This is a genomic window from Ideonella paludis, from assembly GCF_018069865.1.
Lineage (GTDB): Bacteria > Pseudomonadota > Gammaproteobacteria > Burkholderiales > Burkholderiaceae_C > Ideonella > Ideonella paludis.
In genome coordinates, this window is the sequence record NZ_JAGQDG010000007.1 from 192,727 (window position 1) to 217,450 (window position 24,724).

A 24,724-nucleotide genomic window follows, 5' to 3' on the forward strand; every position below is an offset into this window, starting at 1 on the left:
ATCTTTACACGCAGGTGACCGAGGGCTCACATGGCTCGTGCAGAGTACACAGCAGCCCCGCTTTGGGGGCTGTCAACTTTGAGTTTGAGCACTACCATGCACCCTTCCATGACCACGGCCCGCAGCAACCCGTTTGCCTATGGCGGCCGAGAATCTTCGCTGGACACCATGACGGCCAAGCTGTTGTTGATTGATGATGATGCCCGCCTGACCAGCATGGTGGGCGACTACCTGCGCGGCCACGGCTACGAAGTGGACACCGCCGGCAGCCTGGCCCAGGGCCGCGAGCGCCTGCGCCAGGTGAACTACGACGCCCTGGTGCTGGATTTGATGCTGCCCGACGGCGACGGCCTGGACTTGACCCGCGAGCTGCGCGCCGATGCGCGCACCCGCCGCTTGCCCTTGCTGATGCTGACCGCGCGTGGCGAGCCCACCGACCGCATCATTGGCCTGGAGATTGGCGCCGACGACTACCTGCCCAAGCCCTTTGAGCCGCGCGAGTTGCTGGCCCGCGTCAAAGCGCTGTTGCGCCGTGCCACGCCCGAGGCGGCCGATGACGACGTGCTGCGCTTCGGCCACCTGGAGATCGACTTGGGCGCGCGCGAGGCCCGCCTGCAAGGCGAGCGTTGCGACCTGACGGGCCACCAGTTTGACCTGCTGGTGGTGCTTGCCCAAAGCCCGGGCCGGGTGCTGACCCGGGATCAGATCATGGATGCGCTCAAGGGCCATCCGCTGGAGGCCTTTGATCGCTCCATTGACGTGCACATCTCGCGCATTCGCGCCGTCATTGAAGACGACCCCAAGACGCCCAAGCGGGTGCTGACCGTGCGCGGCTCGGGCTATGTCTTTGCCCGCAAGCAGGACGGCGATTGAAATCTCTTTACCTGCGGATTTGGCTCACGGTGGTGGCGGCGCTGGCGCTGTTTGCGCTGGCGTCGGGCTGGTTGGTTCAGCGGCATTTGGACCAGGAGCGCGTGCGCTCCGACGCCCAAATGGCCGAACGCATGGCCGCCTGGGGTGAATTGCTGCAGGGCTCCTTGCCAGAGGCTTGGGAGGCCCCACAAGCCCAGGCGGATGCGCTCAAAGAGTGGTCGCGTCGTCTGCGCCTGCCGCTGGCGCTGGACGCACCGGGCGGGGCGCGCATCGGTGCGTCTGAGTCCTACCTGCGTCGGGAACTTGAACCTGGTGGATTGAGCCGGGCGGTGGCCATTCGTCTGGACGATGGCCGCACGCTGTGGCTGGTGCGGCCTGGCGGCCGCAAGCAGCGAGACCCCGCAGACGCACCCGAGGCCGGCCAAGGCGGCCCGGGGGCGGACGGCCCGAGCCGCACAGGCACCGGCCCAGACCGCCCCAGTTTTTTGGGGCTGCCGGTGGCCGTGCCGCCGGACTGGCCAGCCAGCTTGAGCTTGCTGCTGTTGCTGGGCCTGCTGTTTTTGGGGGTGGCCGCCGGCGCTTGGCCGGTGGTGCGCAGCCTGACGCGGCGGCTGGAATTGCTGCAGCAGGGGGTTGAGGCCTTTGGCGCAGGCGCCTTGCACCACCGCATTCAAGCCGAGGGCAGTGATGAAGTTGCCGCCGTCGCACACAGTTTTAACCGGGCGGCAGAGCGCATTGAGACCTTGGTGCAAACCCATCAGCGCTTGTTGGCCAATGCCAGCCATGAACTGCGCTCGCCCCTGGCGCGCTTGCGCATGGCGGTGGAGATGTTTGAGAGCGCGGGTCCTGCACAGCGCGCGGCCCTGAAGACGGAGATCGACACCAATGTGTCGGAGTTGGATGCCTTGGTCGAAGAGGTGCTGCTCTCCAGCCGCCTCGACGCCGGTGCGGCGGTGGAGGTGCGTGACCGCATCGACCTGATGGCCTTGTTGGCTGAAGAGGGCGCGCGGCTTGCGGTGCCACTGCAGGGGGATCACCCGCCGATCCTGGGCAACGAACGCTTGTTGCGCCGTGCGGTGCGAAACCTTCTGGAGAACGCGCGGCGCTATGCCGGCGAGGAAGTGCTGCTGCAGGTTCAGCCGTCATCAGCGCCCGGCTTCGTGGAGATCCGGGTGTGCGACCGCGGCCCGGGTGTGCCCGAAGATCAGCGCGAGAAAATCTTCGAGCCTTTCTACCGCATGCCGGGCCATGCCGAGCGCGAAGGGGGCGTGGGCTTGGGGCTGTCGCTGGTCAAGCAGATTGCTCAGCGCCACCAAGGGACGGTGTTTTGCGAGCCCAACCCCGGCGGCGGCAGTTGCTTTGTGATCAGGCTGCCGCGGGCTTGAGGCTTTGTGCCTTGGCGTTCAGCGTCCAAGCCATCAAGCTGAGCATCGCGACAGCCGCAATCATCAAACCCACCGTGCTGCTGATCCAAAAGCCTTGGGCGCCTTGCCAAGAGGCCGGGACGTTGCCCGGCACGTTGAAGGCCAGCATATAGCCCCCGCCCAAGCCCACACCACTGAGGGCCGCGACATAGATCAACATGGGCACGGTGGCCACCCGCCAAGCACGCAGCACGAACGCGGCCACGGTTTGGATGGCATCGGCCACATGAAACAAGGCCACCCAGGTCAGCAAGGGCAGGGCGGCCGCAGCAATGGCGGCATCAGGCGTGTAGAGCGCCACGACCTGCTGCTGGCACAGATGCACCGTCAGCCCCAAGCCGGTGGCGATGCCGGCTCCCAGCAGCAAGCCATGCCAGCCCAGGCGCCGCGCATCCAGCACGTCGGCCGCGCCCACACGCTGAGCCACCAAGGTGCTGGTGGCATTGGCCAAAGCCATGGGCATCATGAACATCAGCGTCACCACGTTCATCGCCACTTGGTGTCCCGCCACTGCCAGGGCTCCGGTCCGGGCGATGAACAGGGCCATGAAGCTGAATCCGGTGACTTCCACCAAGATGCTCATGCCCATGGGCAGCCCCAGGCGCAGCAAGCCTTTGAGGGAGGCTGCATGGGGCTGGTGCAGGCCACGGCCCCACAGCTCAAAGGGCTGGTAGTGGCTGTCGCGACGCATCCACCACCAGGCTAGGCCCAACTGCGTCCACATGGCCACAGCGGTGGCCCAACCGCAGCCTTCCACGCCGAGTGCAGGCAGTCCCCAGGCGGGCACGCCCATCACCGCCATGGTGGACAGCGGGATCTTGACCAACAAGCCCAACAGTTGCAGCACCATCACGGCTTTGGGCCGAGAGATGGCATTGTTGAAGCCACGATAGACCGTGAACAGCAGGGCCGCAGGCAGTGAGACCGCCAAGGCTGACAAATAGGCCTGGACTTTGGCGCGCACCTCTGGTGTGGGCTGGGCCAGCGCCAAGAGCGGCTCGGGGAAAAGCAGCAGGCTGCTGCCCAGCAGCGAGAGGGCCAAAGCGACCCATACGGCTTGATGCGCCTGCTCGCCCGCCGCGCTGAGCTTGCGGGCGCCGTAGAGCTGGCCGACGGTGGGCGAGATGGCCAAGACCACGCCCATGAAGCCGATGAAGATGGTGATGTACACCGACATGCCCACGGCCAGCGCCGCCAGGTCTGACGGTGAGACACGCGCCACGAGCAAGGTGTCCACCGTGCCATAGGCCAACACGGCGACCTGACCGACAAATACCGGCCAGGCTTGGCGCACGATGCGGCCGGTATTGCTCGTCAAGGTGCTCCGCGTCGTTGGGAGGGGCTGGGCCTCAGGCATGGGTCTCTGGATGGGCCCCGTCGGCGGGCGCTGCGGGGGACCCCGGAGGGGTGAGTGCGCTGTCGCGCGCCCGCTCGGCATAGCGGTTGAAGCGCCAGGCCTTTGCCTCCAAGGTGATGCGGCGCCAGACTTGGCGCTTCTCGCCTGGGCTCATCACTGGCCAGTGCTGAACTTCGTCTTCCGTGCGGCCGCAGCCTTTGCACAGCGGGTCGCCCTGCGCGGTGGAGCAAATGGCGATGCACGGCGCGTCCGGCGTGTGCTGGTACCAAGCGAGCCAGGCTTCGCGAGCGCGCACTGGCATGGTGTCTTCGTCAGCCTCAGGCTCACGGTGATACACCATCAAAGCATAGATCTCGGCCAGCGCCCGTACTTCGGCGCAGGCCACGATGCCGTCGTCGGAAGGGGACTTTTGGCGCCACCAATTGATGGCGGACTCAATGTCGGTGATGTGAATGCCAGCCATGGAAGCCCAAAAAGACAACCGCCCGGGAGGGCGGCTTGACGAGGAGTGAGGGCAGGGTCAGTCGACCAAACGGATCTCAACCCGGCGGGCATGCTCGGGGGGGCCATTGCCCGCGGTGCTTTCGGGCTTGCGCAGTTGAATGCGTGCGGCATCCACACCGGCTGCCTTCAGTGCCTCGCGCACAGCCACGGCCCGCTTCTTGGCCAATTCGGCATTCATGGCGGGGTCACCGCTGGTGTCATGGAAGCCCGACAGGACCAGCTTGCGAGCCGGTGCGGCGTCGACTGCGGCCTTCACACTGGCCAGCTCTGCAGCGGCCTCGGCGGGCAGCTCGGAGGCACCCGATGCAAAGTAGAGCGTGCCGGTCAAGTCGCCACTCAGCGGGCCTTCGAGCAGGGCTTCACCGGGTGCGGCAGCCACCGCCGGGGCGGCATGGCCTTTGAGTTGCCGCAGACCCAAGCCCCCCAACAGCCCGAAAAGCAGCAAGGTGATCAGGCCCAGGGTCGTCCACACGCCAACGCGCGCGCCATCATCCAGATCGTCCAACATCGTTTTCTCCGCCCAAGAATTAGAAGATGCCAGATTCTAGGTGGTGGCGTCGCCCGCCGTGGCGGAGGGTTTAACCCCCCGCAATCAGGTTGCCGCGTTTGAGCAATTCTTCAATCAACTGTGCATCGGTGGCTTGGGCGTTCAAGTCCAAAGCGCTGCGCAGGTCCACCCCGTTGAGGCTGATGGTTAGGTCTTCTGCTGCGGCGCTGAACGCACCGTTGGTGAACTGCCCCTTGCTCGACACATGGATCAGCGTGGTGCCGGGTTGGCTGGTGGTGTCGAACTCCAGGTAATTCGCCAAGTTGCCCACCGTGCCGTTGGGCCCGAAGGCTTCACCGCTCAGCAGGTCGCGCAGGTCCAGCACATCGCCGCCTTCGGCAAAGTTGAGGGCCGCAAAGTCCATGATCTGGTCTGTCTCGGGAGCGCCAGTGGCGCCCTTGTCCGTGCCGCGCCAGTAGAAGGTGTCACTGCCATCGTCGCCGCGCAGCACATCATTGCCTGCGCCGCCGACCAAGGTGTCGTCGCCATTGCCGCCGCGCAGGCCATCAATGCCGGCACCGCCGTCGATATAGTCGTTATCGAAGCTGCCGTACACCAAGTCAACGCCGGCGCCGCCCTTCACCACATCTTGCCCCCAGCCGCCGTTGGCCACGTTGGCCCAGCCATTGATGGTCTGGCCATCGGTGGCGCTGTTGGCGGTGATGCCGTTGGCGAAGTTGCCCCAGGAGTCGACCATCTTCCAGTCTTCCTCGGACATCAACACTGTTTGTGCCACATTGGCCGCGGTGACGGCCTGGCCAGTACCCGAATGGGCCGAATTGGCTGATGCGCCCAGATCCACCCAGTCCGCGCCATCACCAGCTTGGACCAGGTCATTGCCGCCCAGCGCCACAAAGGCTTGGTCAAAGGTCGAGGTCTGAACGGTGTCCACGGTGACGCCACCGCCCAGATTACGGTTGATCACGGTTTCATCGGTATCGACCGCGGCGACCAAGGCGTCATTGCCCTCGCTGCCGGCCACCACCGGGGTGAAAGCCACGCGCATGGGCAAGGGCGGCGAGAGTTGGGACTCAGCGCCTGTCGCACTGTCCACCCAGGCATAGGTGATCAGGTGGTTGCCCTCACTGAGCACGCCTACAGGCTTCAAGGTCAGTGCCTTGGCGTCATAGGTGGCGTCCACTTTCAGGCCATCCACATACAGCACCGCCGTGCAGTTCGCCGGGGCGGTGGGCAGCTTGAAGACGGGTTGGTTGACGCTGGTGAGGTCATCCGAGTCGCTGCCCGCCGTGTCTGAAGAAGCCAGCAAGTCAGGAGCCATCACAGGCAAGGGTGCTTGGGTGCGGATGTCCACCTTGAGGCTGGTGGAGGCCGGAGACACGTTGCCGGCGGCGTCGGTGACCTTGATGCTGACTTGGTGCACGCCATCGGTCAGCGCCTGAGTGGCGGTGATCGTGCGGGTGGCGAAGTCAAATGTGGCGGGTGTCTCTACGCCATCCACCCACAGGCTCACGCTGTCGGTGGCAGCCACGGTGCCCACGGTAAAGCTGGGCTGGTTATTGGCCGTGATGTTGTCTGTGCTGCTGGTGCCGGTGTCGCTGGCGGTTTGCAGGTCCAGCGCCGCGGGCGCAGTGGGCGCCGCCGTGTCGATGGTCATGCTCAAGCCGGCCGAGCGTGCAGACTCAATCCCAGCAGCATTGGTGATCGACCAGGTGATGGTGTGGGCCGTGGCGCTCAAGGCGGTGTTGGGCGTCAGTGTGCCGGCGGCGGCATCATAAGTAGCGGCCACCTTGGTGCCATCCACGTACAGATTGGCCACATCGCCGGCCTTGGGCAGTGCCCCCACCACAAAAGCTGGGCGGGTGACATTGGTGAGGTTGTCGGTGGTGCTGGACCCGGAGTCACTGCCGTCAGCCAGATCGGGCAAGGCCGCGGGCGCTTCCTTGACCGCGTCGATGTCCACCGTCAACGCCGGTGAGGCGGCCGACTTGGCGCCCGCCGCGCTGACATTGACGATGGCGATGGTGTGTGATCCTTCGCTCAACGCCACGTTAGGCGTCAAGGTCTTGGTGCTGGCGCTGTAGGTGGCCGCGACGACCACGCCGTCCACCAGCAGGTCGATGCGCCCGCCGGGCAGCGGGTCACCCACCACAAAGCCAGGGCGGGTGTTGCTGGTGATGTTGTCGGTGTTGCTGGTTCCGCTGTCGGCCGTGGCCAGCAGGTCCGGCGTCACCGTGGGGGCAGCGGGCGTGCTGGTGTCCACGGTGATGCGGTAAGCGCCCGTGGTGCTCACGGCGGTTTCATTGCCAGCCGAGTCTGTGAGCGAGTAGCTCAGGCTGTGCGGACCATCTGTCAGGGCATTGACAGGTGTCAGCGTGCCGGCGACCTTGTCCCAGACCGAAGCCACCTTGACACCGTCCACATACAGATTGGCGGTGCCCACGGCACCCGCCTCGCTGAAATAGCCGTTGGTCAGCGCATAGTTGAACAAGCTGGGCTTGTTATTGGAGGTGATGCCGTCGGTGGTACTGAGGCCCAAGTCGGTCGCAGCGGTGAGGTTGGAGGACCAGTAGTTCAGGTAGCTGGTGGGCGCGGTGGTGTCGATGACCAAGCTGAGCGCCGGTGAGCGAGCCGACTCCACGCCAGCGGCATTGGTGACCGAGTAGCTGATGCTGTGCGTGGTGGCGCTGAGCGCGGTGACAGGTGTCAGCGTGCCGGCAGCGGCGTCATAGGTGGCAGCGACCTTGCTGCCATTGACATACAGGTTGAACACATCACCCGCCTTGGGCAGGGCGCCGACATTGAAGACGGGCTTGGTGAGGTTGGTGATGTTGTCGGTGTTGCTGCCGCCGGAGTCGCTGGCAGCGGCCAGGTCGATCAGCGCGGGCGTCTCTTTGACAGCATCCACATCAATCGTCAGCGCAGGTGACGCAGCAGACTGCGCGCCCGCCGCGCTGACATTGACGATGGCGATGGTGTGTGAGCCTTCGCTCAACGCCACGTTAGGCGTCAGGGTCTTGGTGCTGGCGCTGTAGGTGGCCGCGACGACCACGCCGTCCACCAGCAGGTCGATGCGCCCGCCGGGAAGCGGGTCACCCACCACAAAGCCAGGGCGGGTGTTGCTGGTGATGTTGTCGGTGTTGCTGGTGCCGCTGTCGGCCGTGGCCAGCAGGTCCGGCGTCACCGTGGGGGCAGCGGGCGTGCTGGTGTCCACGGTGATGCGGTAAGCGCCCGTGGTGCTCACGGCGGTTTCATTGCCAGCCGAGTCTGTGAGCGAGTAGCTCAGGCTGTGCGGACCATCTGTCAGGGCATTGACAGGTGTCAGCGTGCCGGCGACCTTGTCCCAGACCGAAGCCACCTTGACACCGTCCACATACAGATTGGCGGTGCCCACGGCACCCGCCTCGCTGAAATAGCCATTGGTCAGCGCATAGTTGAACAAGCTGGGCTTGTTATTGGAGGTGATGCCGTCGGTGGTACTGAGGCCCAAGTCGGTCGCAGCGGTGAGGTTGGAGGACCAGTAGTTCAGGTAGCTGGTGGGCGCGGTGGTGTCGATGACCAAGCTGAGTGCGGGTGAGCGAGCCGACTCCACGCCAGCGGCATTGGTGACCGAGTAGCTGATGCTGTGCGTGGTGGCGCTGAGCGCGGTGACAGGTGTCAGCGTACCAGCAGCGGCGTCATAGGTGGCAGCGACCTTGCTGCCATTGACATACAGGTTGAACACATCCCCAGCCTTGGGCAGGGCGCCGACATTGAAGACGGGCTTGGTGAGGTTGGTGATGTTGTCGGTGTTGCTGCCGCCGGAGTCGCTGGCAGCGGCCAGGTCGATCAGTGCAGGGGTCTCCTTGACAGCATCCACATCAATCGTCAGCGCAGGTGAAGCAGCAGACTGCGCGCCCGCCGCGCTGACATTGACGATGGCGATGGTGTGCGAGCCTTCGCTCAACGCCACGTTAGGCGTCAGAGTCTTGGTGCTGGCGCTGTAAGTGGCCGCCACGACCACGCCGTCCACCAGCAGGTCGATGCGCCCGCCGGGCAGCGGGTCACCCACCACAAAGCCAGGGCGGGTGTTGCTGGTGATGTTGTCGGTGTTGCTGGTGCCGCTGTCGGCCGTGGCCAGCAGGTCCGGCGTCACCGTGGGGGCGGCGGGCGTGCTGGTGTCCACGGTGATGCGGTAGGTCTGGGTGCTGACGGTGGTTTCGTTGCCCGCAGAGTCGGTGCGCGAAAAGCTCAGCGTGTGCGGGCCGTCCGTCAAGGCATTGACAGGCGTCAGGGTGCCCGCGACCTTGTCCCAGACCGCAGCGACCTTGACCCCATCCACAAACAAGCTGGCCGTCCCGACCGCGCCGGCCTCACCGAAGTAGGTGCTGGTCAGCGCGTTGTTGAACAGGCTGGGCTTGTTGTTGGAGGTAATGCCGTCGGTGGTGCTCAGGCCCAAATCCGTGCTGGTGGTCAGCGAGGAGGCAAAGCTGTTCAGGTAGGTGGTGGGTGCGGTGGTGTCGATGACCAAGCTGAGTGCGGGTGAGCGAGCCGACTCCACGCCAGCGGCATTGGTGACCGAGTAGCTGATGCTGTGCGTGGTGGCGCTGAGCGCGGTGACAGGTGTCAGCGTACCAGCAGCGGCGTCATAGGTGGCAGCGACCTTGCTGCCATTGACATACAGGTTGAACACATCCCCAGCCTTGGGCAGGGCGCCGACATTGAAGACGGGCTTGGTGAGGTTGGTGATGTTGTCGGTGTTGCTGCCGCCGGAGTCGCTGGCAGCGGCCAGGTCGATGGCCGTGGTGGGGGCTTCCTTGACGGCATCGATGTCAATGCTCAATGCCGCGGAGGTGAGTGTGAGTGCCCCCCCTGCGCTGGGCTTGAAGCCATAAGCGATTTGGTGTGCACCTTCCGACAGGGCTGCGTTGGGCGTCAGGGTCTTCGTGCTGGCGGTGTAGGTGGCGGCCACTTCAAGGCCATCCACCAGCAGCACCACCACGGAGCCGGTGGGCGGCGTCGGGACCGTGAAGCCGGGTCGCGTGTTCGAGGTGATGTTGTCGGTGTTGCTGGTGCCGGTGTCGGCGGTGGCCAGCATGTCGGGCGCGCCAGCCTGCACGGTGACGCTGACTTGCGCGGTGCTGGTGCCGCCTTTGCCGTCAGAGAGGGTGTAGCTGAAGCTATCCACGCCCGTGAAGCCCGCCTTGGGCACATAGGTGATGCGACCATCCGCACCCAAGGTGGCCACGCCATTGCTGGCGGCTCCCACGGCGCTGACGCTCAAGGCGTCGCCCTCTGGATCGGTGTCATTGGCGAGCACAGCAATGGTGACGCTGCCGTCCTGGGCGACGGTGGCGCTGTCATTGACAGCCGTGGGCGCGGTGTTGGGGCCGGGCTGCACGGTCAGGGTGACGGTGCCTGTGCTTTCATTGCCTTGGCCATCGCTGACCACGTAGGTGAAGCTGTCCGTCCCGCTGAAGTTGGCGTTAGCCGTGTAGGTGATGGTCCCGTCCGGGTTTTGCGTCAGGGTGCCATTGGCAGGATTGCCATAGCGCACGATGCTCAGGTTGTCGCCATCAGGGTCCGAGTCATTGCCCAACAGCAAGGCTGGTGAGCCGGTGACGGGCACCCCAGCTTGCACGGTGACGCTCTCACCTTGCACAACCGGAGCCTGATTGCCGGTGCCTTGCACGGTCAGGTAGACGGTGCCAACGGTCTCGTTGCCCTGGCCGTCGCTGACCGTGTAGGTGAAGCTGTCTGCCCCGCTGTAGTTGGCATTGGCCGTGTAGGTCAAAGTGCCATCAGCGTTTTGCAACAGCACGCCATGCGCAGGCTGGCCATAGCGCAAGATGGTCAGCGCGTCGCCGTCAGGGTCGGAGTCGTTGCTGGTCAAGATAGAGGCGGGGCCGCTGATGGGCACGCCGGCGGTCACGCTCAGATACTCGTCGGTCACCACGGGGGCCGCGTTGGCGGCGGCCGCGATCAGCGCGGCTTGTTGCTGGCTGCTGCCGGTCTCAGCCGAACTGCTGGCTTGGCTCACGGCTTGGGTGGTTTGGACGGTGGTCGATTCTTCGACGCGCGTGGCCACGGTGGCAGCCTGAGCCATCAAGAACGGCGGCTCGATGGTCAGGCTGCTCTGCGACGCGCTTCCCAACGACGTCTGCTGGCTCACGGGGTCAACCACCACCTTGACGGCGTTGGCTGTGATCTTGCGGGTGACGGTACTCATCTTTTGCTCCAAGTGGCCCTGAGCCACTCTGTGTCTTGTCGGGGGCGAAGGGCCCGCACAGGCCCTGCTATCGCTGCTTCAGTGTGCGTGGGCTCAGCGCTTGCGAACCACTTCGCAACGGCGAGCGCCGCCCACACCGGGGTCGTTGAACGAGGCGGTGCTGCAGGTCACCTTGCCGGTAAAGATGCCCATGCTGTAGCCCACGGTGGGGTTGCCAAAGCGCACAACTTGGGTGCCGGTGAAGCCGCAGCTTGAGCCTTCGCTGGCGCAGGGCGTGATGCTCACCGGGGTGCTGGCGTCACGCGGGTTGGTGCCGGCGGCCACTTCCTCGCCATCCAAAATGCCGTCCGAGTCGGCATCGACACCGTAACGGTGCTCAGCGCCACGGGCGACCAAGGTGAAGGTCACCGGGGTGCCTGTAGCAGCATCATTGGTCAGGGCGGTGCGGGTCAGCTTTTCTGCCAAGGTGTTGCCCTGGAAGGAGGTGGTCGATCCGCGAATCAAGTAGCCCCCCTTTTGAACACCGTTTTGCACCCGACGGAAGATCAAGGAGGCGTGAGGGCTGTTGGCGGCGATGCTGATCATCTGGTTGAGTTGTGTGGTTTGAGCAGCGGTCATCACACCGGACACCAGCAACTGCGTGCCGACGCCAGCGTGGGTGTCCATGCGCTTCTCGCCACCCAGCAGTCCGCTGGTCGGCCCTTCCAGTGACAGCAGCTCTGACAGCGCAGCCTGTTGGAAGGTGGTGCCGGTGTTGGCTGTGACCGCCAAGTCCACATGCTCGGCGCCGTCATGCTGGAAGCCAAAGCCCGAGGTCGAGCCGCCATTGGGGTCCGAAGGCCAGAAGCCGACACGCTTGTAGAGCGGTGCAAAGGCAGGCGGCACAAAGGACTGGCCTTGCAGGCGGGCGGCACCTTCATTGCGGGGAGCTTGGCCTTGCTGCAGGTGGCACTGCAGGCAGTTCACCCGGCCGGTGCCCTTGCCGCGCAGCTCAACCAATGCGGTGGAGCTGGTGGCGGTGTAGGTGCGCAAGTCCGGCAAGGTGATGGCCGTCTTGCGGCTGTCGTCCATATTGCGGTTGGGGTTGGGCGGCAAATGGACCGTGGCGAGGAAGTCCCCAAACTTCTTCATGTCCGCGGCGCTGGGCTGGGCGTCGCCGCTCATCAGGTGGACATAGGTGCCGGCAAATTCAGCCAGCGAGTTCTTGTCACCCCGCCAGTGCAGGGTCTTGAAGGACATGATGTCCTGGAAGGTTTGGGTGAGCATCGGCCCCTTCATGGGGTGGACCGAGATCGGCGTGCCGGTGGGCAGGCCGGCGTTGATGTCGATGTCCTTGACTGGAATGAAGGCACCGCGTGGGTCGCCCAAATCCCAGGCGAGGCGGTCGGTCTTGGCGTCGACGTGGCAGCTTGCGCACGAGGTGTGGCCGGTGCCCGAGAACTTGGTGCTGTAGAGGAAGGGGCGACCGGCCTTGACCACCGCGGGTGTCGGGTCGTAGAAGCCGACGCGGCCCAGTTCTGTGCGGGTGTTGAGGTCGAGCACCGAGACAGAGCCTGCAAAGCGGTTCAACACATAGGCGCGGCCTCGGCCTTCGTCCAATGCCAAGCCCGTGGGGCCTTCCCCAACGGCAACTTGCCCGACGCGAGCGCCGGTGTTGCTGATGACGATGACGTTGTCGGAGCCCATGCCGGTGACCCACGCGGTCTGGCCGTCAGCGCGCCACTTGATGGCGCGGGGGTCGCCGAGTGACAAGCTGCGTTGCGCCACGGGCACGCTGGGCGTTTGATAGGTCAGGTGCGGGTTCAGGTCCGTCACACTGGCCGCACCTGCTGGCATGAACTGGGCCAGCTTCATCTGCACAAACTTGCCATTCAGGTTGGGCTCGTAGCGAATCTGATTGAGCGCGTCCGTGCCCACCACGGTGACCTGGCCGGTGGCAGGGTTGACGTCCATCGCCATGTTCAGGTTCATCAGGCGGCTCTTGTAGCCAATCACCGAGTCATTCGAGGTGCTGATGATCGCGACGTCGTTGTCCGGCAGCTTCCAGCCGGCCACGCGATTGGAGAGCCTGGAGAGGTCTCCGGTGACCAAGCGGGTCCAGTCACCCTTGTTGTCGTCCATCCAGCGGCCAGCATCGTCCTGGCGCACGATCAGGCCCACGGGGTAAGGCTTGACGCCAGCCGGCAGCGGCGGATTGAAGCCGGTTCCGGCATTGGGCGGAGGGTTTTGGCCTTTCCACGGACCTTCAGGGCGGTTCACCACATTGCGGATCAGCGGGGTTTGTTTGCCTGTGGCGTCCACGGTGGCGCGGCCATCCAAGGCCGTCGTGCCATTGCCGCTCTCGAAGATCGCTACATAGACCTCGGTGCCATTGGCGTTGACGGCCAAGGCGCGAGGCTCCTCGCCCGTGATGGCCACTTTGCGCGGGGCTGCCGCCAAGTTGCTCAAGGTGTAGACCAGCACCGCGTTCGCGTCGGAGCAGGTGACGTAGGCTTTGCCGGCAGCGAACACGACGTCTGCGGGCTCGTTGTCGGTTTTGAGGGTGCCGGTGACTTTGCCTGTCGTCAGGTCGATGATGCTGACGGAGTCAGAAATCTGGTTGACCACCCAGACTTCGGTGTTGCTGCGGGCACGCACAGACACCGGGTCCAGGCCCACCGGGATCGTGGTCTTGAGGCGCGGGCTGCCGCTGCTGAGGTCAAAGACCTCCAGGGCATTGGCCGCCGTGTTCACCACCAACAGCGTGTTGCGGTCGGGGGTCATGTCGACCGGGTGGACTTGCCCAGTCTCGTAGTTCACCACGCCGGCTTTGGGGCGAGAGTCGGCCAAGCTCGCCGTGCTGACGAGTAGACCAGCACTCAAGAGCGCAGCGCTGAGAAGAACGGGAGCAATGCCGTGGAACTTCATGGTGTATGCCTTCGAGGAGAAGCGGGAGATTTCAAGAATGAGGTGTGTCCGGATCAGCGGCGGTTGATCTCGCCGACCCAGGTGCCGTACTCGGCGGTGTCCATGCCCGTGAGGGCCTGCAGAATGGCCAAGCCATCCAGTTGAATTCGCAATGCGTCCGGCACCATGGTGCGGTCGAAATAAAGCATTTGGGCCTCGATGCCGCCGTGCAGGTAAAAGCGATCTGAGGACATGGTGAAGCCTTGCTTGTGGCCCCAGCGCCGCAGTTCTTCGGCGGTGCGCACATCAGTCACCTGGACCACATGGCGCGAACGCATGGGTGCGGCCAAATCGGCGCCGTTGCCCTGCAAGGCAGACAAAGACGCCTGCAGGAAAGGCATTTCCAGGGCGGCCGGCACATGGCCGATCTGCGCCTGGGCAGAGGAGGGTGATGCCGCACTCCAGGGTAGCTTGCTCACGGGGGAGGTGGTCTCTGGCGCGGCCTGCGGTGCCGCAGGCCCTTGGGCCGAGCCGCCGGCCTGCAGGGCCGCAGCCGCATCGCCGGGCAGTGTGCTGGAGGAACGCGGGTCCGCGAGCAGCCATCCGGCACCGATGAGGGCGCTCACCACAAGGGCGATCAAAGTCCAAGGGACAGGCTGGAGACGGATAGAACGCATGGAGATGAATGGCGTGAGAGCGAAGCGCGGTGGTGCGCCGAAACTCTCACGCGCATCAGTGGCTAGGGAATGTCGTCAGTTTGGGGGATGCCCGTGAGCAATTGCAACAAAGGTATCGACCGACTCCGCCTGCAAACCAAGAATTTGTCACGGCTTTTCCGCGGACCTATCGCATCAGTTCTGCGCCTAGGTTTCTCGGGGGATTTGGAAGCTCAGTTTGTTGAGAGCAAATGGCGTTCCGTTTTGAGAGCTTGGGTGATCAAAGTCACATTCATCCGGATCCCAAGCGGTGATCTGCAGCAGGTGCGTTACCGATAATCCGCCCATGAATAAGAAGTTATTGCTCAGTGCACTGGCGGGTGCTGCCTTGGCCGTGCTCATTCTCGGAGGTGTTCAAGCGTCCCGTTCCATGGGGCGATTGGGTGAACCCTCGAGCGTTGCCGTTCAAAAACTGATGACACCTTTTGCGGTAGACCCTGCTTGGGTCAAGTCCGGAACACCGAACTTTCGAGCCACCGAGACCGCGCGATCACCTGACGGCAAAACCATTGTGGGTCAGTGGGCCTGTGATGGCCCGACGACTTTCGAATGGACATTCGGCTTGGACGAAACCGTTCACTTGCTCGATGGCGAAGTGCATGTGGAGTATCTCGGCCGCAAGTTCACGCTCAAGCCCGGCGACACCGCGACGTTCCATCACGGCACCAAAGCGACCTGGACCGTGCCCGAGAAGGCGCACAAGGTGTATGTCTTGCATCACCCTGGGTTTTGGGCGCATCTGCGCCAGAAGTACTTTGGAGCTTCACACTGAATGTTTTGCTGCGGGCTGTCCGCTGCGCAAAAGAGAAGGGCCGCGTCTGCGGCCCTTTTTCTTTGGATCACCAGGGTGAGCGGCCTATGCCCATCACGTGCCGATACCACTCATGGAAGTGCTTCATGCCGTCTTCCATGGGGCTTTGGTAGGGGCCGGCTTCGTCGTCGCCGCGCTCGTACAAGGCCTTGCGGCCTTGGTCCATGCGCTCGCCGATTTCGTCGTCTTCGATGCAGGTTTCCATATAGGCCGCCCGCTGTGCTTCCACAAACTCGCGCTCGAACGCCGCAATGTCTTCGGGGTAGTAGAACTCCACCACGTTGAGCGTTTTTTGCGGCCCTTGCGGGTAGAGCGTAGAGACCGTCAGCACATGCGGGTACCACTCGATCATGATGTTCGGGTAGTAGGTCAGCCAGATGGCCCCGTGAGCGGGGGGGACACCCTCGCGGTACTTCATCAGCGCGTCATGCCAGCGCTGATAGACCGGTGAGCCCGGCCGCTTCAGCGCATTTTGAACGCCGACGGTTTGCACCGAATGGTGCTTGCCAAACTCCCACTTCAAGTCCGAGCAAGTCACAAACTGGCCCAGGCCAGGGTGGAAAGGCCCGACGTGATAGTCCTCCAGATAGACCTCAATAAAGGTCTTCCAGTTGTACTGGCATTCATGCATCTCGACGTGGTCGAGCACATAGCCTGAAAAATCAAGGCTGGCCCTAGGGCCCAGGTGCGCTAAGTCCGCCGCGATGTCTCGGCCGTTGTCCTCAAAGACCATGCCGTTCCAGGTCTTCACCCGATAGTTGTTCAGGTGCAGACACGGGTCGTGGTCGAAGTGCGGCGCGCCAATCAACTGCCCTTGCAGGTCATAGGTCCAGCGGTGCAGGGGGCAGACAATGCTGCTCTTGGTGTTGCCTCGGCCGCGCAGCATCACCGCTTGGCGATGCCTGCAGACGTTGGACACCAACTCAATGCCTTTGGGCGTGCGCACCAGCATCCGCCCTTCACCTTCTTGGGGAAGGGCATAGTAGTCGCCGAGTTCGGGAACGGACAGTTCGTGCGCCAAATAGCGCGGTCCGTGCTGAAAGATGAGTTCTTGCTCCCTACGAAGCAGGTCCTCATCGAAGTAGGTAGAAACGGAGAGTTGAGAGCGCTTGCGCTCCAGAGCTTCCAGCGTGATGCTCAGGTTCGACATGATCCCCAGGATCTCCAAAAAACATGTCTAAAAACCCCCCCACCCGGTGGCCCCGCGGATGGGTTTGTGACGAAAAAGCCCTCCCAGCGGGAAGGCTAAGGGTCGAATTCTAGCCGCAAGCTGTTGCATCGAGGCCATCCCCAGCCCATGGGTGTTGCGATTTCGGGCCGCACGGGGTGCCATTGGTCTGTTTTAAGGAGGCTTACGGGTTTACCACTGACTACAATCCCGGTTTGCTTTTCACCCTTCGAAATGCGCAAGGCATCCACCTCTCATCCTCCCGCTGTTTCAGAGCCCTCAAGCTACGAAGAGGCTCTGGCCGAACTCGACGGTTTGGTGCAGCGCATGGAGGCGGGTCAGATGCCACTGGACCAACTCTTGGTCAGCTATCAGCGCAGCGCCCAGTTGCTGGAGTTTTGCAAGGCGCGCCTCGAGGCCGTGGAGCAGCAAGTGAAGGTCCTGGAGGAAGGGCAGCTCAAGCCCTGGACGAACGCATGAATGATGTGAATTTTGAATCTTGGTCGAGCTCCGAGCTGCGGGCTGTTGAACAAGCGTTGGAGAGCTGGGTTCCGGCGGACACCCCTGCAGCGCTGGGTGTTGCCATGCGCTATGCGGTGTTGGATGGTGGCAAGCGTCTGCGCCCCTTGCTGGTGCTGGCTGCCGCGAAGGCGGTTGAAGGCCAGCGCGAGGCCGCCATGCGTGCGGCGGTGGCGGTGGAGTTGATCCATGCCTATTCGCTGGTCCACGACGACATGCCTTGCATGGATGACGATGCCCTGCGCCGCGGCAAGCCCACGGTGCATGTGGAATTCGGTGAAGCACGCGCCATGTTGGCGGGCGATGCCATGCAAGCCTTGGCCTTTGAAGTGCTGACCCCCGATGATGGCGTCGAGCCCGCCTTGCAAGCCCGCTTGGTCAGCCTGCTGGCCCGCGCTGCGGGCCACCAAGGCATGGCCGGTGGCCAAGCCATTGACTTGGCCAGTGTCGGCCGCATGCTGGACGAAGCCTCTTTGCGCGACATGCACCGCCGCAAGACTGGGGCCTTGCTGCAAGCCAGTGTCTTGATGGGCGCTGCCTGCGGCCCCGTTGATGCCCAAACCTGGGATGCCCTGGCCCAATACGGCGCGGCCATTGGCCTGGCCTTTCAGGTGGTGGATGACATTCTTGATGTCACCCAGGCCTCAGACACCTTGGGCAAGACCGCTGGCAAAGACGCGGACAACAACAAGCCCACCTATGTCTCCGTCTTGGGCCTTGAGGCTGCGCAGCGCTATGCACTGGCCTTGCGTGACGAGGCCCACACGGCACTCGCCCGCTGCCACCTGAGCTCCACCGACCACCTGGCCTGCTTGGCCGACAAGGTGGTGGATCGTCAACACTGAAGCTGGGGTCGCGTGTCAGCCCACCCCGCTTCTCACCGGATGCCACAGTCATGACCCATGCGCTGCTGCAAACCATCAACGCGCCCAGCGACTTACGCTCGCTGAGCCGAGTTCAGCTCAAGACGCTGGCCAATGAGTTGCGAGACTTCTTGCTGCACACGGTCAGCCGCACTGGGGGGCATTTGTCCTCCAACCTGGGCACGGTGGAGCTGACGATCGCCCTGCATCATGTGTTCAACACACCGCGCGATCGCATTGTTTGGGATGTGGGCCACCAGTCCTATCCCCACAAGATTTTGACGGGCCGCCGTGAGGCCATGGCCACGCTCAAGCAGATGCATGGCATCAGCGGTTTCCCAAGGCGCAGCGAAAGCGAGTACGACACCTTCGGCACCGGCCATTCCTCCACCTCGATCTCTGCAGCACTGGGCATGGCCCATGCCGCCAAGCTCAAGGGCGAAGACCGCCGCTGCGTGGCCGTCATTGGCGATGGCGCCCTGACCGGCGGCATGGCTTTTGAAGCCTTGAACCATGGTGGGTATGCCGGTGGCGCCGGCCTGCCCGACATGTTGGTCATCTTGAATGACAACGACATGTCCATCTCCCCGCCGGTGGGCGCGCTGAACCGCTACTTGGCTCGCCTGATGAGCGGCAAGTTCTATGCGGCGGCCCGCGAAGGCGCCAAGAGCGTGCTGCGCAACACGCCGCTGTATGAGTTTGCCAAGCGCTTCGAAGAGCACACCAAGGGGATGGTGGTGCCCGGCACCATTTTTGAAGAGTTCGGCTTCAACTATGTCGGCCCCATTGACGGTCATGACCTCGACTCCTTGGTGCCCACCCTGGAGAACCTGCGTGACGCCAAAGGCCCGCAGTTCTTGCATGTGGTCACCAAGAAGGGTTACGGCTATCAGTTGGCCGAGGCAGACCCGATCAACTACCACGGCCCGGGCAAGTTCGACCCGGCGGTCGGCTTGCAAAAGTCCACCGCACCGGCCAAGCCCACCTTCACCCAGGTCTTTGGCAACTGGCTCTGCGACATGGCTGCCGCCGACGAGCGCCTGGTGGGCATCACGCCGGCCATGCGCGAAGGCTCAGGCATGGTCGAGTTTGAAAAGCGCTTCCCCAAGCGCTACCACGACGTAGGCATCGCCGAGCAGCATGCCGTCACCTTTGCGGCGGGCCTCGCCTGCGAAGGCCTGAAGCCTGTGCTGGCGATTTACTCCACATTTTTGCAGCGCGGCTACGACCAACTGATTCACGACGTGGCCTTGCAGAACTTGCCGGTGGTGTTTGCGCTGGACCGCGCGGGCTTGGTGGGTGCTGACGGCGCCACCCACGCCGGGGCCTATGACATCGCCTACATCCGCTGCATCCCGAACATGAGCCTCCTGACGCCCGCCGATGAGCGCGAGTGCCGACAGGCCTTGAGTACAGCCTTCCACCAAGACCATCCGGTGGCCGTGCGCTACCCCCGCGGGGCCGGTGCCGGAGTGGCCGTTGAGCCTGACCTCAGCACCTTGCCTTGGGGCAAAGGCGAAGTGCGCCGCCAAGGCAAGCGCGTGGCCATTTTGGCGTTCGGCACCTTGCTCTACCCGGCGCTGCAAGCCGCTGAGCGCCTGGATGCCACCGTGGTCAATATGCGTTTTGCTAAGCCTTTAGACGAGGACCTAGTGCTGCAGATGGCCCGCAGCCACGAAGCCTTGGTGACACTGGAAGAAGGTTGCGTCACCGGTGGTGCTGGCAGCGGCGTGATGGAAGTCTTGGCGGCTGCTGGTCTGAATGTGCCGGTGTTGCAGATGGGCTTGCCGGACGAGTTCATTGAGCACGGCGACCCCGCCAAGCTCTTGGCGCTGTGCGGCCTGAGTGCAGAAGGCATTGAGCTGGCGGTCAGCAAACGCTTTGGCATCGTGCCGCTGTCCCTGGTCAAGCCTGCGGCGGCCTGAGCGGACGACCCCTCACTTTAGAGTCCCCTCCTGGGCAGGGCTTCGCGCAACGTGCGATCCTTGCGGCTCGCGGCCAGCCGAAGCGCCCTTTTCTTGCAGTCATGAATCCTCAAGCCAACAGCCTCCATATCCCAGACACCCAGAGCGAGCGTGATGAGCGCCACTTGGCCATTCAGCGCGTGGGCGTGAAGGATGTGCGCTACCCGCTGACCTTGAAGGTGGCCGGCGCGGTGCAATCGACGGCCGCACGGTGGTCTTTGGATGTGGCCTTGCCGGCCGAGCAAAAGGGCACCCACATGTCGCGCTTTGTGGCTTGGCTGGACGCACAGCAGGAGCCCATGGACGCAGCCCGCTTGAACACCGAATTGGCGGCCATGCTGGAGAAGCTGCACGCCGACGAGGGCCGCATCGAGGCGCGTTTCTCTTTCTTCCTGCGCAAGCGCGCGCCGGTCTCGGGTTTGGAAAGCCTGTTGGACTATCAAGGTGCTTGGATCGCCGAGCGCCGCCAGGGCCAGACGGTGATCTGGGCCGAGGTGGGTGTGCCGGTCAAGAGCCTGTGCCCGTGCTCCAAGGAGATCTCTGATTACGGCGCGCACAACCAGCGCTCTTTGGTGACCATCCGAGTGGCCTTCAAGGACCCGGTGGCAGGCGCCATGGAGTGGCATGAGTTGGTACGCTTTGCCGAAGAATCTGCCTCCAGCGAGATTTGGCCCATGCTCAAGCGGGCCGACGAAAAGTGGGTCACCGAGCGGGCCTACGAAAACCCCAAGTTCGTCGAAGACTTGGTGCGCGATGTGGCCCTGCGCTTGAACGCCGAGCCGCGCATTGGCCGCTACCGTGTGGATGTCGAGAACTTCGAATCCATCCACAACCATTCGGCTTGGGCGCGGATCGAGCGGGATTGAGTGCCCGGTTTTCGCTGCTGTTGATGACGTAGGCCTGTTGATGATGGGCGCGTGCCGAGAGGGCAGGCCGGGTCTCTCCGTTCATGCCAAGGTCAGAGCCCTTGGCCCTCGCCAGGCACAAACAGTCCTCAGGACTGTTTGTGTCCGGGCTCAGTCCTCCGTCGGCAGCCTGTGGCTGCCGCCTCCCCCTAATACTTCACTGCGAGACCCGGCCTACCCTCTCGTCTGCCACCGTTGAGGCACTACAACGGTAGCGTTGCGTTGAAGGCTTTGACTTTTTGCGCTGGCACCGCTCCAACGACGGTGAGCAAGGTGGTGGCGTGAAGGTCGAAGCGAAGTATTAGGGGGAGACGTCGGCCGTAGGCCGGCGGCGGAGGACATGAGCGGAGGCCTTCACGCCACCGCCTTGCGACGCCACTACCGTGCGACGCCGCCGCCTTGAGATGATCACCCCGCCACCCGCAGCCGCTCCCGCAAAAACTGCCCCGCCACAAAGATATCGCGCTCCACCGCTCGCCTCACGCCCGCGTTGTCTCGCTTGTCCAGGGCCTTTAGAAGGGCCTCATGAGCGTCGTTAAGAACCTCAGTGGCCTCGGGGCAGTCGAACAACTGGTTGGAGACGGGGCCAGCCTTGAGCCACAGTGTGTCGATCAGGCTGAACAGCGTGGGTGAGCCTGCAGCGCGGTAGAGCAGCACATGAAAGTCTTCGTTGGGGCCGAGATAGCCGGGCACATCATCGCGCTTCAACGCCTCTGCCATGGCCGTGCACAGACTTTGCAGTTGGACGCGGTCGGCGTCGGACAGGCGCAGCGCCCCGCGCTCAGCCGCCTCGCCCTCCAGCAGCATGCGCATCTGCAAGAGGTCGTCAAACTCGGCCACTGACAGACGCGGCACCGTCACGCCGGCGTTGGGCACATTCACCAAAGCGCCCTCGGCGGCCAGGCGCTGTAGCGCCGCGCGCACCGGCATCTGGCCCACACCCAGGTCGGACGCCACATGGCGGATCTTCAGGCGCTCGCCGGGCAGAAAGCGGCCCACGGTGATCCACTGCCGCAGGCGGGCATAGACCTCGTCTTGCTGGGTGGAGGTGGCAACGAGGGTGCCATGGCTGGCGTCTTCAGCAGCGCTCATGATTGCGGCGCGCTCAGCAGAGCCAGCACCTCATCCATGGCCTGCAGCAAGGCGGCGACATCGGCGTCGGTGGTGTCCGGGCAGACCAGCATCATGTTGTGAAAGGGGGTGATCAACACGCCCCGGTTCAGCAAGGCCAGGTGCAGGGCGTGCTCCAACTCGGCGTCCATCGCCGCACTGGCCTCGCTGCCATTGCGCGGCGCGGTGGCACAGAACTGGAATTCTGCCCGCGCGCCGACCTGCGTCACGCACCACGGCAGGCCGTGGCGGCGAATCACTTCCTTCAGCCCTTCGGCCAAAGCAGCGGCCCGCTTCAGCATGGGCTCATAGACCTTGGGCGTCATCAGGTGGGTCAGCGTGGCGCGCATCGCGGCCATGGCCAGCAGGTTGGCGGTCAGTGTGGTGCCAATGCCGGAATGGCCCGGTGGGGCTTGACGTTTAGCGGCTTCGGCCTGGGCGGCCAGGGCCGCGCTGAAGCCATAGGCCGCGCAAGGCATGCCGCCGCCCAAGGGCTTGCCCACCACCACGGCATCAGGCTGCAGGCCGTGGGCGCGGGCATAGCCGCCGGGGCCGGAGCTGATGGTGTGGGTTTCGTCCATCACCAGCAGGCTGCCGTGTTGGCGAATCAGGGCTTGGGCTGCCACCCAGAAACCGGGTTCGGGCAGCACCATGCCGATGTTGGTCATCACGGGCTCGGCCAGCACGCAGGCCACGTCGCCGGGGGCCAGCGCGGCTTGCAGGCCGGCCAGGTCGTTGAACTCGACCACGCGGGTGGTGGTGGTCAGGTCTTGCACCTGGCCCAGCAGGCTGTCGCGTTGTTGGGGCTGGCCATTCACCAGGTCGACAAACACATCGTCCACCGTGCCGTGGTAGCAGCCATTGAAGACCAGCAAGACCTTGCGGCCGGTGGCGGCGCGGCACCAGCGCAGCACAAAGCGGTTGGCGTCGGTGGCCGTCATCGCGAACTGCCAGGTGGGCAGGCCAAAGCGTTGGGCCAGCAAGGCGCCCACGGCGGCCGCATCTTCGCTGGGCAGCATGGCGGTCAGGCCGCGGGTGGCGCGTTGGCTCAGGGCCTCGGCCACCACCGGCGGCGAGTGGCCAAACATGGCGCCGGTATCGCCCAAGCAAAAATCCACCAGTGTGTGGCCGTCCACATCGTGCAGACGCGCCCCTTGGGCCTGCTCCACATGCAGCGCAAAAGGCGTGCCCCAGTCGCTCATCCAGTGCAGGGGCACGCCAAACATCAGGTGGGGGCTGGCGGCCGCGGCCAAGGCTTGAGAGCGAGGGTGGCGCTGGGCGTAGATGTCGCGCTCCTGGGCCAGCAGGGCTTGAATGCGGGCGGGGGAGATGCCGTGAAAGCTCAGGTCAGACATGGGTTTCCTTCTCTTTGCTTGGGCTCAGACCAAGAGCAGCAAGTGCTCGCGCTCCCAGGAGGAGATCACGCGGTTGTAGGTGGCGTACTCCAACTCCTTGACGGCGCAGAAGGCGTCCACAAACGATTCGCCCAAGACCTCTTTCATGGGCTCGCAGGCGCGCATGGCTTCGATGGCGTCTTCCAGGTGGCGCGGTAGCTCGTGGCTGACGTTCCAGGCGCTGTCCACCGTGGGCTCGCTGGGTTGCAGCTTGTCGCGCAGGCCCAGCCAGCCGCAGGCCAGGGTGGCGGCCATCGCGAGATAAGGGTTGGCGTCCACGCCCGGCACGCGGTTCTCCACGCGGCGCGCCTCGGGGTCTGACTTGGGGATGCGAATGCCGCAGGTGCGGTTGTCATAGCCCCAGCGCACATTGATGGGCGCGGACATATAGGGCGCGAGCCGCCGGTAGGAATTGACGTAGGGCGCGAACATGGGCATCACCAGCGGGATGTAGGTTTGCAGCCCGGCGATGAAGTGGTGGAACAGGTCGCTGGCTTGGCCGTCCTCGCGGCTGAAGATGTTGCGGCCGCTGCTGCTGTCCACAATGCTTTGGTGGATGTGCATGGCGCTGCCGGGCTCGCCTTCCATGGGCTTGGCCATAAAGGTCGCAAAGACGCCGTGGCGCAGCGCTGTTTCGCGCACCGCGCGCTTGAAGAGGAAGACCCGGTCGGCCAATTCCAGCGGGTCACCGTGGGTGAAGTTGATCTCCATCTGGCCGGGGCCTGCCTCGTGGATCAGGGTCTCCACGCCCAATTGGTGCACCTCGCAGAAATTGGACAGCTCCATGAAAAAGGGGTCGAAGTCGTTGACGGCGTCGATGGAATAGCTCTGCCGCCCCACCTCCGGCTTGCCGGTCCGGCCCAGCGGCGGCTGCAGCGGCGCATGCGGGTTCTGCTGGCGTGCCACCAGGTAGAACTCCATCTCCGGGGCCACCACCGGCTGCCAGCCGCGTTGCTCATACAGTGCCAGCACCTGGCGCAGCACGGCGCGGGGGCTGAGCTGCACCGGGCGGCCGTCCCACTCCACGCAGTCGTGGATCACCACGGCCACGGGCTCGGCCGCCCACGGCACGACGCGGATGGTGGCGCCATCAGGCTTGCACACCATGTCCGGGTCGGTGTCGCCCACAAAGGGGCCGTTGTCGGGTTGCTGGCCGTTGACGGTGTTGAGCAGCACGCTCTTGGGGATGCGCATCTCGCCGCTGGCCAAGAAGAGGTCACGCGGCAGGATCTTGCCCCGGGCAATGCCAGTCATGTCGGGGATCACGCACTCCACTTCGTGGATGCGGTGGTCGGCCAAAAAGCGCTCTAAGGAGGTGGTCATGGGCAATTGGCAGAGGATGGAATGCCCGAATGATAAGCCCAAGCATCAGTTTGTGATCACAAAACTGTGGGGAGTCAGGGGTTGTGCCGATTTCACAGTGGAGGGCTTCCCGAGGCAGCGGTCGATCAAGCGGTTCAAATGATCACAAACAGGCGGGTGTGGCGTGCGGCTGCCGCAAGGCCCGCGCGTCGCCT

Annotated in this window: 17 protein-coding genes; 7 read left to right on the top strand and 10 right to left on the bottom strand. The window is 64.2% G+C overall.

Annotation, left to right across the window (positions count from 1 at the left end):
- Positions 1–168: 168 nt before the first annotated feature.
- Entirely contained in the window at positions 169–873 is a 705-nt protein-coding gene (locus tag KAK11_RS17920) for a response regulator (RefSeq protein WP_210810841.1), read from the top strand.
- Positions 870–2,258, top strand: coding sequence for a sensor histidine kinase (locus KAK11_RS17925; protein ID WP_210810681.1), 1,389 nt, complete (start codon positions 870–872; stop codon positions 2,256–2,258). Before KAK11_RS17920 ends, KAK11_RS17925 begins: the two co-directional genes overlap by 4 nt.
- On the opposite strand, the gene KAK11_RS17930 is transcribed toward KAK11_RS17925, so the two are convergent.
- The 6 genes from KAK11_RS17930 to KAK11_RS17955 form a co-directional block, all read right to left on the bottom strand.
- A complete protein-coding gene (locus tag KAK11_RS17930; protein WP_246499120.1) occupies positions 2,239–3,615 on the bottom strand; it encodes an MATE family efflux transporter in 1,377 nt (458 codons plus the stop codon). The genes KAK11_RS17925 and KAK11_RS17930 overlap by 20 nt on opposite strands.
- 31 nt (positions 3,616–3,646) lie before the next feature.
- A complete protein-coding gene (locus KAK11_RS17935) occupies positions 3,647–4,117 on the bottom strand; it encodes a DUF3717 domain-containing protein (RefSeq protein WP_210810684.1) in 471 nt (156 codons plus the stop codon).
- A 57-nt stretch (positions 4,118–4,174) separates the two neighbouring features.
- Complete coding sequence (locus KAK11_RS17940) at positions 4,175–4,666, bottom strand: OmpA family protein (RefSeq protein WP_210810686.1); 492 nt, start codon at positions 4,664–4,666, stop codon at positions 4,175–4,177.
- 70 nt (positions 4,667–4,736) lie between these two features.
- Positions 4,737–10,871 carry an Ig-like domain-containing protein gene (locus KAK11_RS17945; RefSeq protein WP_210810687.1) on the bottom strand — a complete coding sequence of 2,045 codons (6,135 nt, stop codon included), beginning with the start codon at positions 10,869–10,871 and terminating at the stop codon, positions 4,737–4,739.
- A gap of 93 nt (positions 10,872–10,964) precedes the next feature.
- Positions 10,965–13,778 (bottom strand): YncE family protein, encoded by a 2,814-nt coding sequence (locus KAK11_RS17950; RefSeq protein ID WP_210810688.1) that lies wholly within the window; start codon positions 13,776–13,778, stop codon positions 10,965–10,967.
- A 53-nt stretch (positions 13,779–13,831) separates the two neighbouring features.
- On the bottom strand, positions 13,832–14,383 hold the full coding sequence (locus tag KAK11_RS17955; protein ID WP_210810689.1) for a hypothetical protein: 552 nt from the start codon (positions 14,381–14,383) through the stop codon (positions 13,832–13,834).
- Positions 14,384–14,888: 505 nt separating this feature from the next.
- On the opposite strand from KAK11_RS17955, the gene KAK11_RS22070 reads away from it, so the two are divergent.
- Positions 14,889–15,245, top strand: a complete 357-nt coding sequence (locus tag KAK11_RS22070) for a cupin domain-containing protein (RefSeq protein ID WP_259373574.1) — start codon at positions 14,889–14,891, stop codon at positions 15,243–15,245.
- A gap of 67 nt (positions 15,246–15,312) precedes the next feature.
- Here the strand turns inward: KAK11_RS22070 and KAK11_RS17965 are convergent, their stop codons facing one another.
- A complete protein-coding gene (locus tag KAK11_RS17965) occupies positions 15,313–16,434 on the bottom strand; it encodes an aromatic ring-hydroxylating oxygenase subunit alpha (RefSeq protein ID WP_210810692.1) in 1,122 nt (373 codons plus the stop codon).
- A gap of 252 nt (positions 16,435–16,686) precedes the next feature.
- Here KAK11_RS17965 and xseB point away from each other — a divergent pair, with 252 nt between their 5' ends.
- The 4 genes from xseB to folE2 all read left to right on the top strand — a co-directional run bounded on the left by xseB (position 16,687) and on the right by folE2 (position 20,664).
- Complete coding sequence (xseB, locus tag KAK11_RS17970; protein ID WP_210810693.1) at positions 16,687–16,932, top strand: exodeoxyribonuclease VII small subunit; 246 nt, start codon at positions 16,687–16,689, stop codon at positions 16,930–16,932.
- Positions 16,929–17,816 (top strand): polyprenyl synthetase family protein, encoded by an 888-nt coding sequence (locus KAK11_RS17975; protein ID WP_210810694.1) that lies wholly within the window; start codon positions 16,929–16,931, stop codon positions 17,814–17,816. The genes xseB and KAK11_RS17975 overlap by 4 nt, the downstream gene beginning before the upstream one ends.
- A 50-nt stretch (positions 17,817–17,866) precedes the next feature.
- Complete coding sequence (dxs, locus tag KAK11_RS17980) at positions 17,867–19,759, top strand: 1-deoxy-D-xylulose-5-phosphate synthase (RefSeq protein ID WP_210810696.1); 1,893 nt, start codon at positions 17,867–17,869, stop codon at positions 19,757–19,759.
- Positions 19,760–19,860: 101 nt separating this feature from the next.
- Positions 19,861–20,664, top strand: a complete 804-nt coding sequence (gene folE2 / locus KAK11_RS17985) for a GTP cyclohydrolase FolE2 (protein WP_210810697.1) — start codon at positions 19,861–19,863, stop codon at positions 20,662–20,664.
- Between the two features lie 447 nt (positions 20,665–21,111).
- Here the strand turns inward: folE2 and KAK11_RS17990 are convergent, their stop codons facing one another.
- Genes KAK11_RS17990 through KAK11_RS18000 form a run of 3 tightly spaced genes read right to left on the bottom strand, consistent with a single transcriptional unit; the run spans position 21,112 to position 24,530 of the window.
- On the bottom strand, positions 21,112–21,795 hold the full coding sequence (locus KAK11_RS17990) for a GntR family transcriptional regulator (RefSeq protein ID WP_210810699.1): 684 nt from the start codon (positions 21,793–21,795) through the stop codon (positions 21,112–21,114).
- A complete protein-coding gene (locus KAK11_RS17995; protein ID WP_210810700.1) occupies positions 21,792–23,168 on the bottom strand; it encodes an aspartate aminotransferase family protein in 1,377 nt (458 codons plus the stop codon). Before KAK11_RS17995 ends, KAK11_RS17990 begins: the two co-directional genes overlap by 4 nt.
- 24 nt (positions 23,169–23,192) lie before the next feature.
- Complete coding sequence (locus KAK11_RS18000; protein WP_210810701.1) at positions 23,193–24,530, bottom strand: glutamine synthetase family protein; 1,338 nt, start codon at positions 24,528–24,530, stop codon at positions 23,193–23,195.
- Positions 24,531–24,724 lie beyond the last annotated feature (194 nt).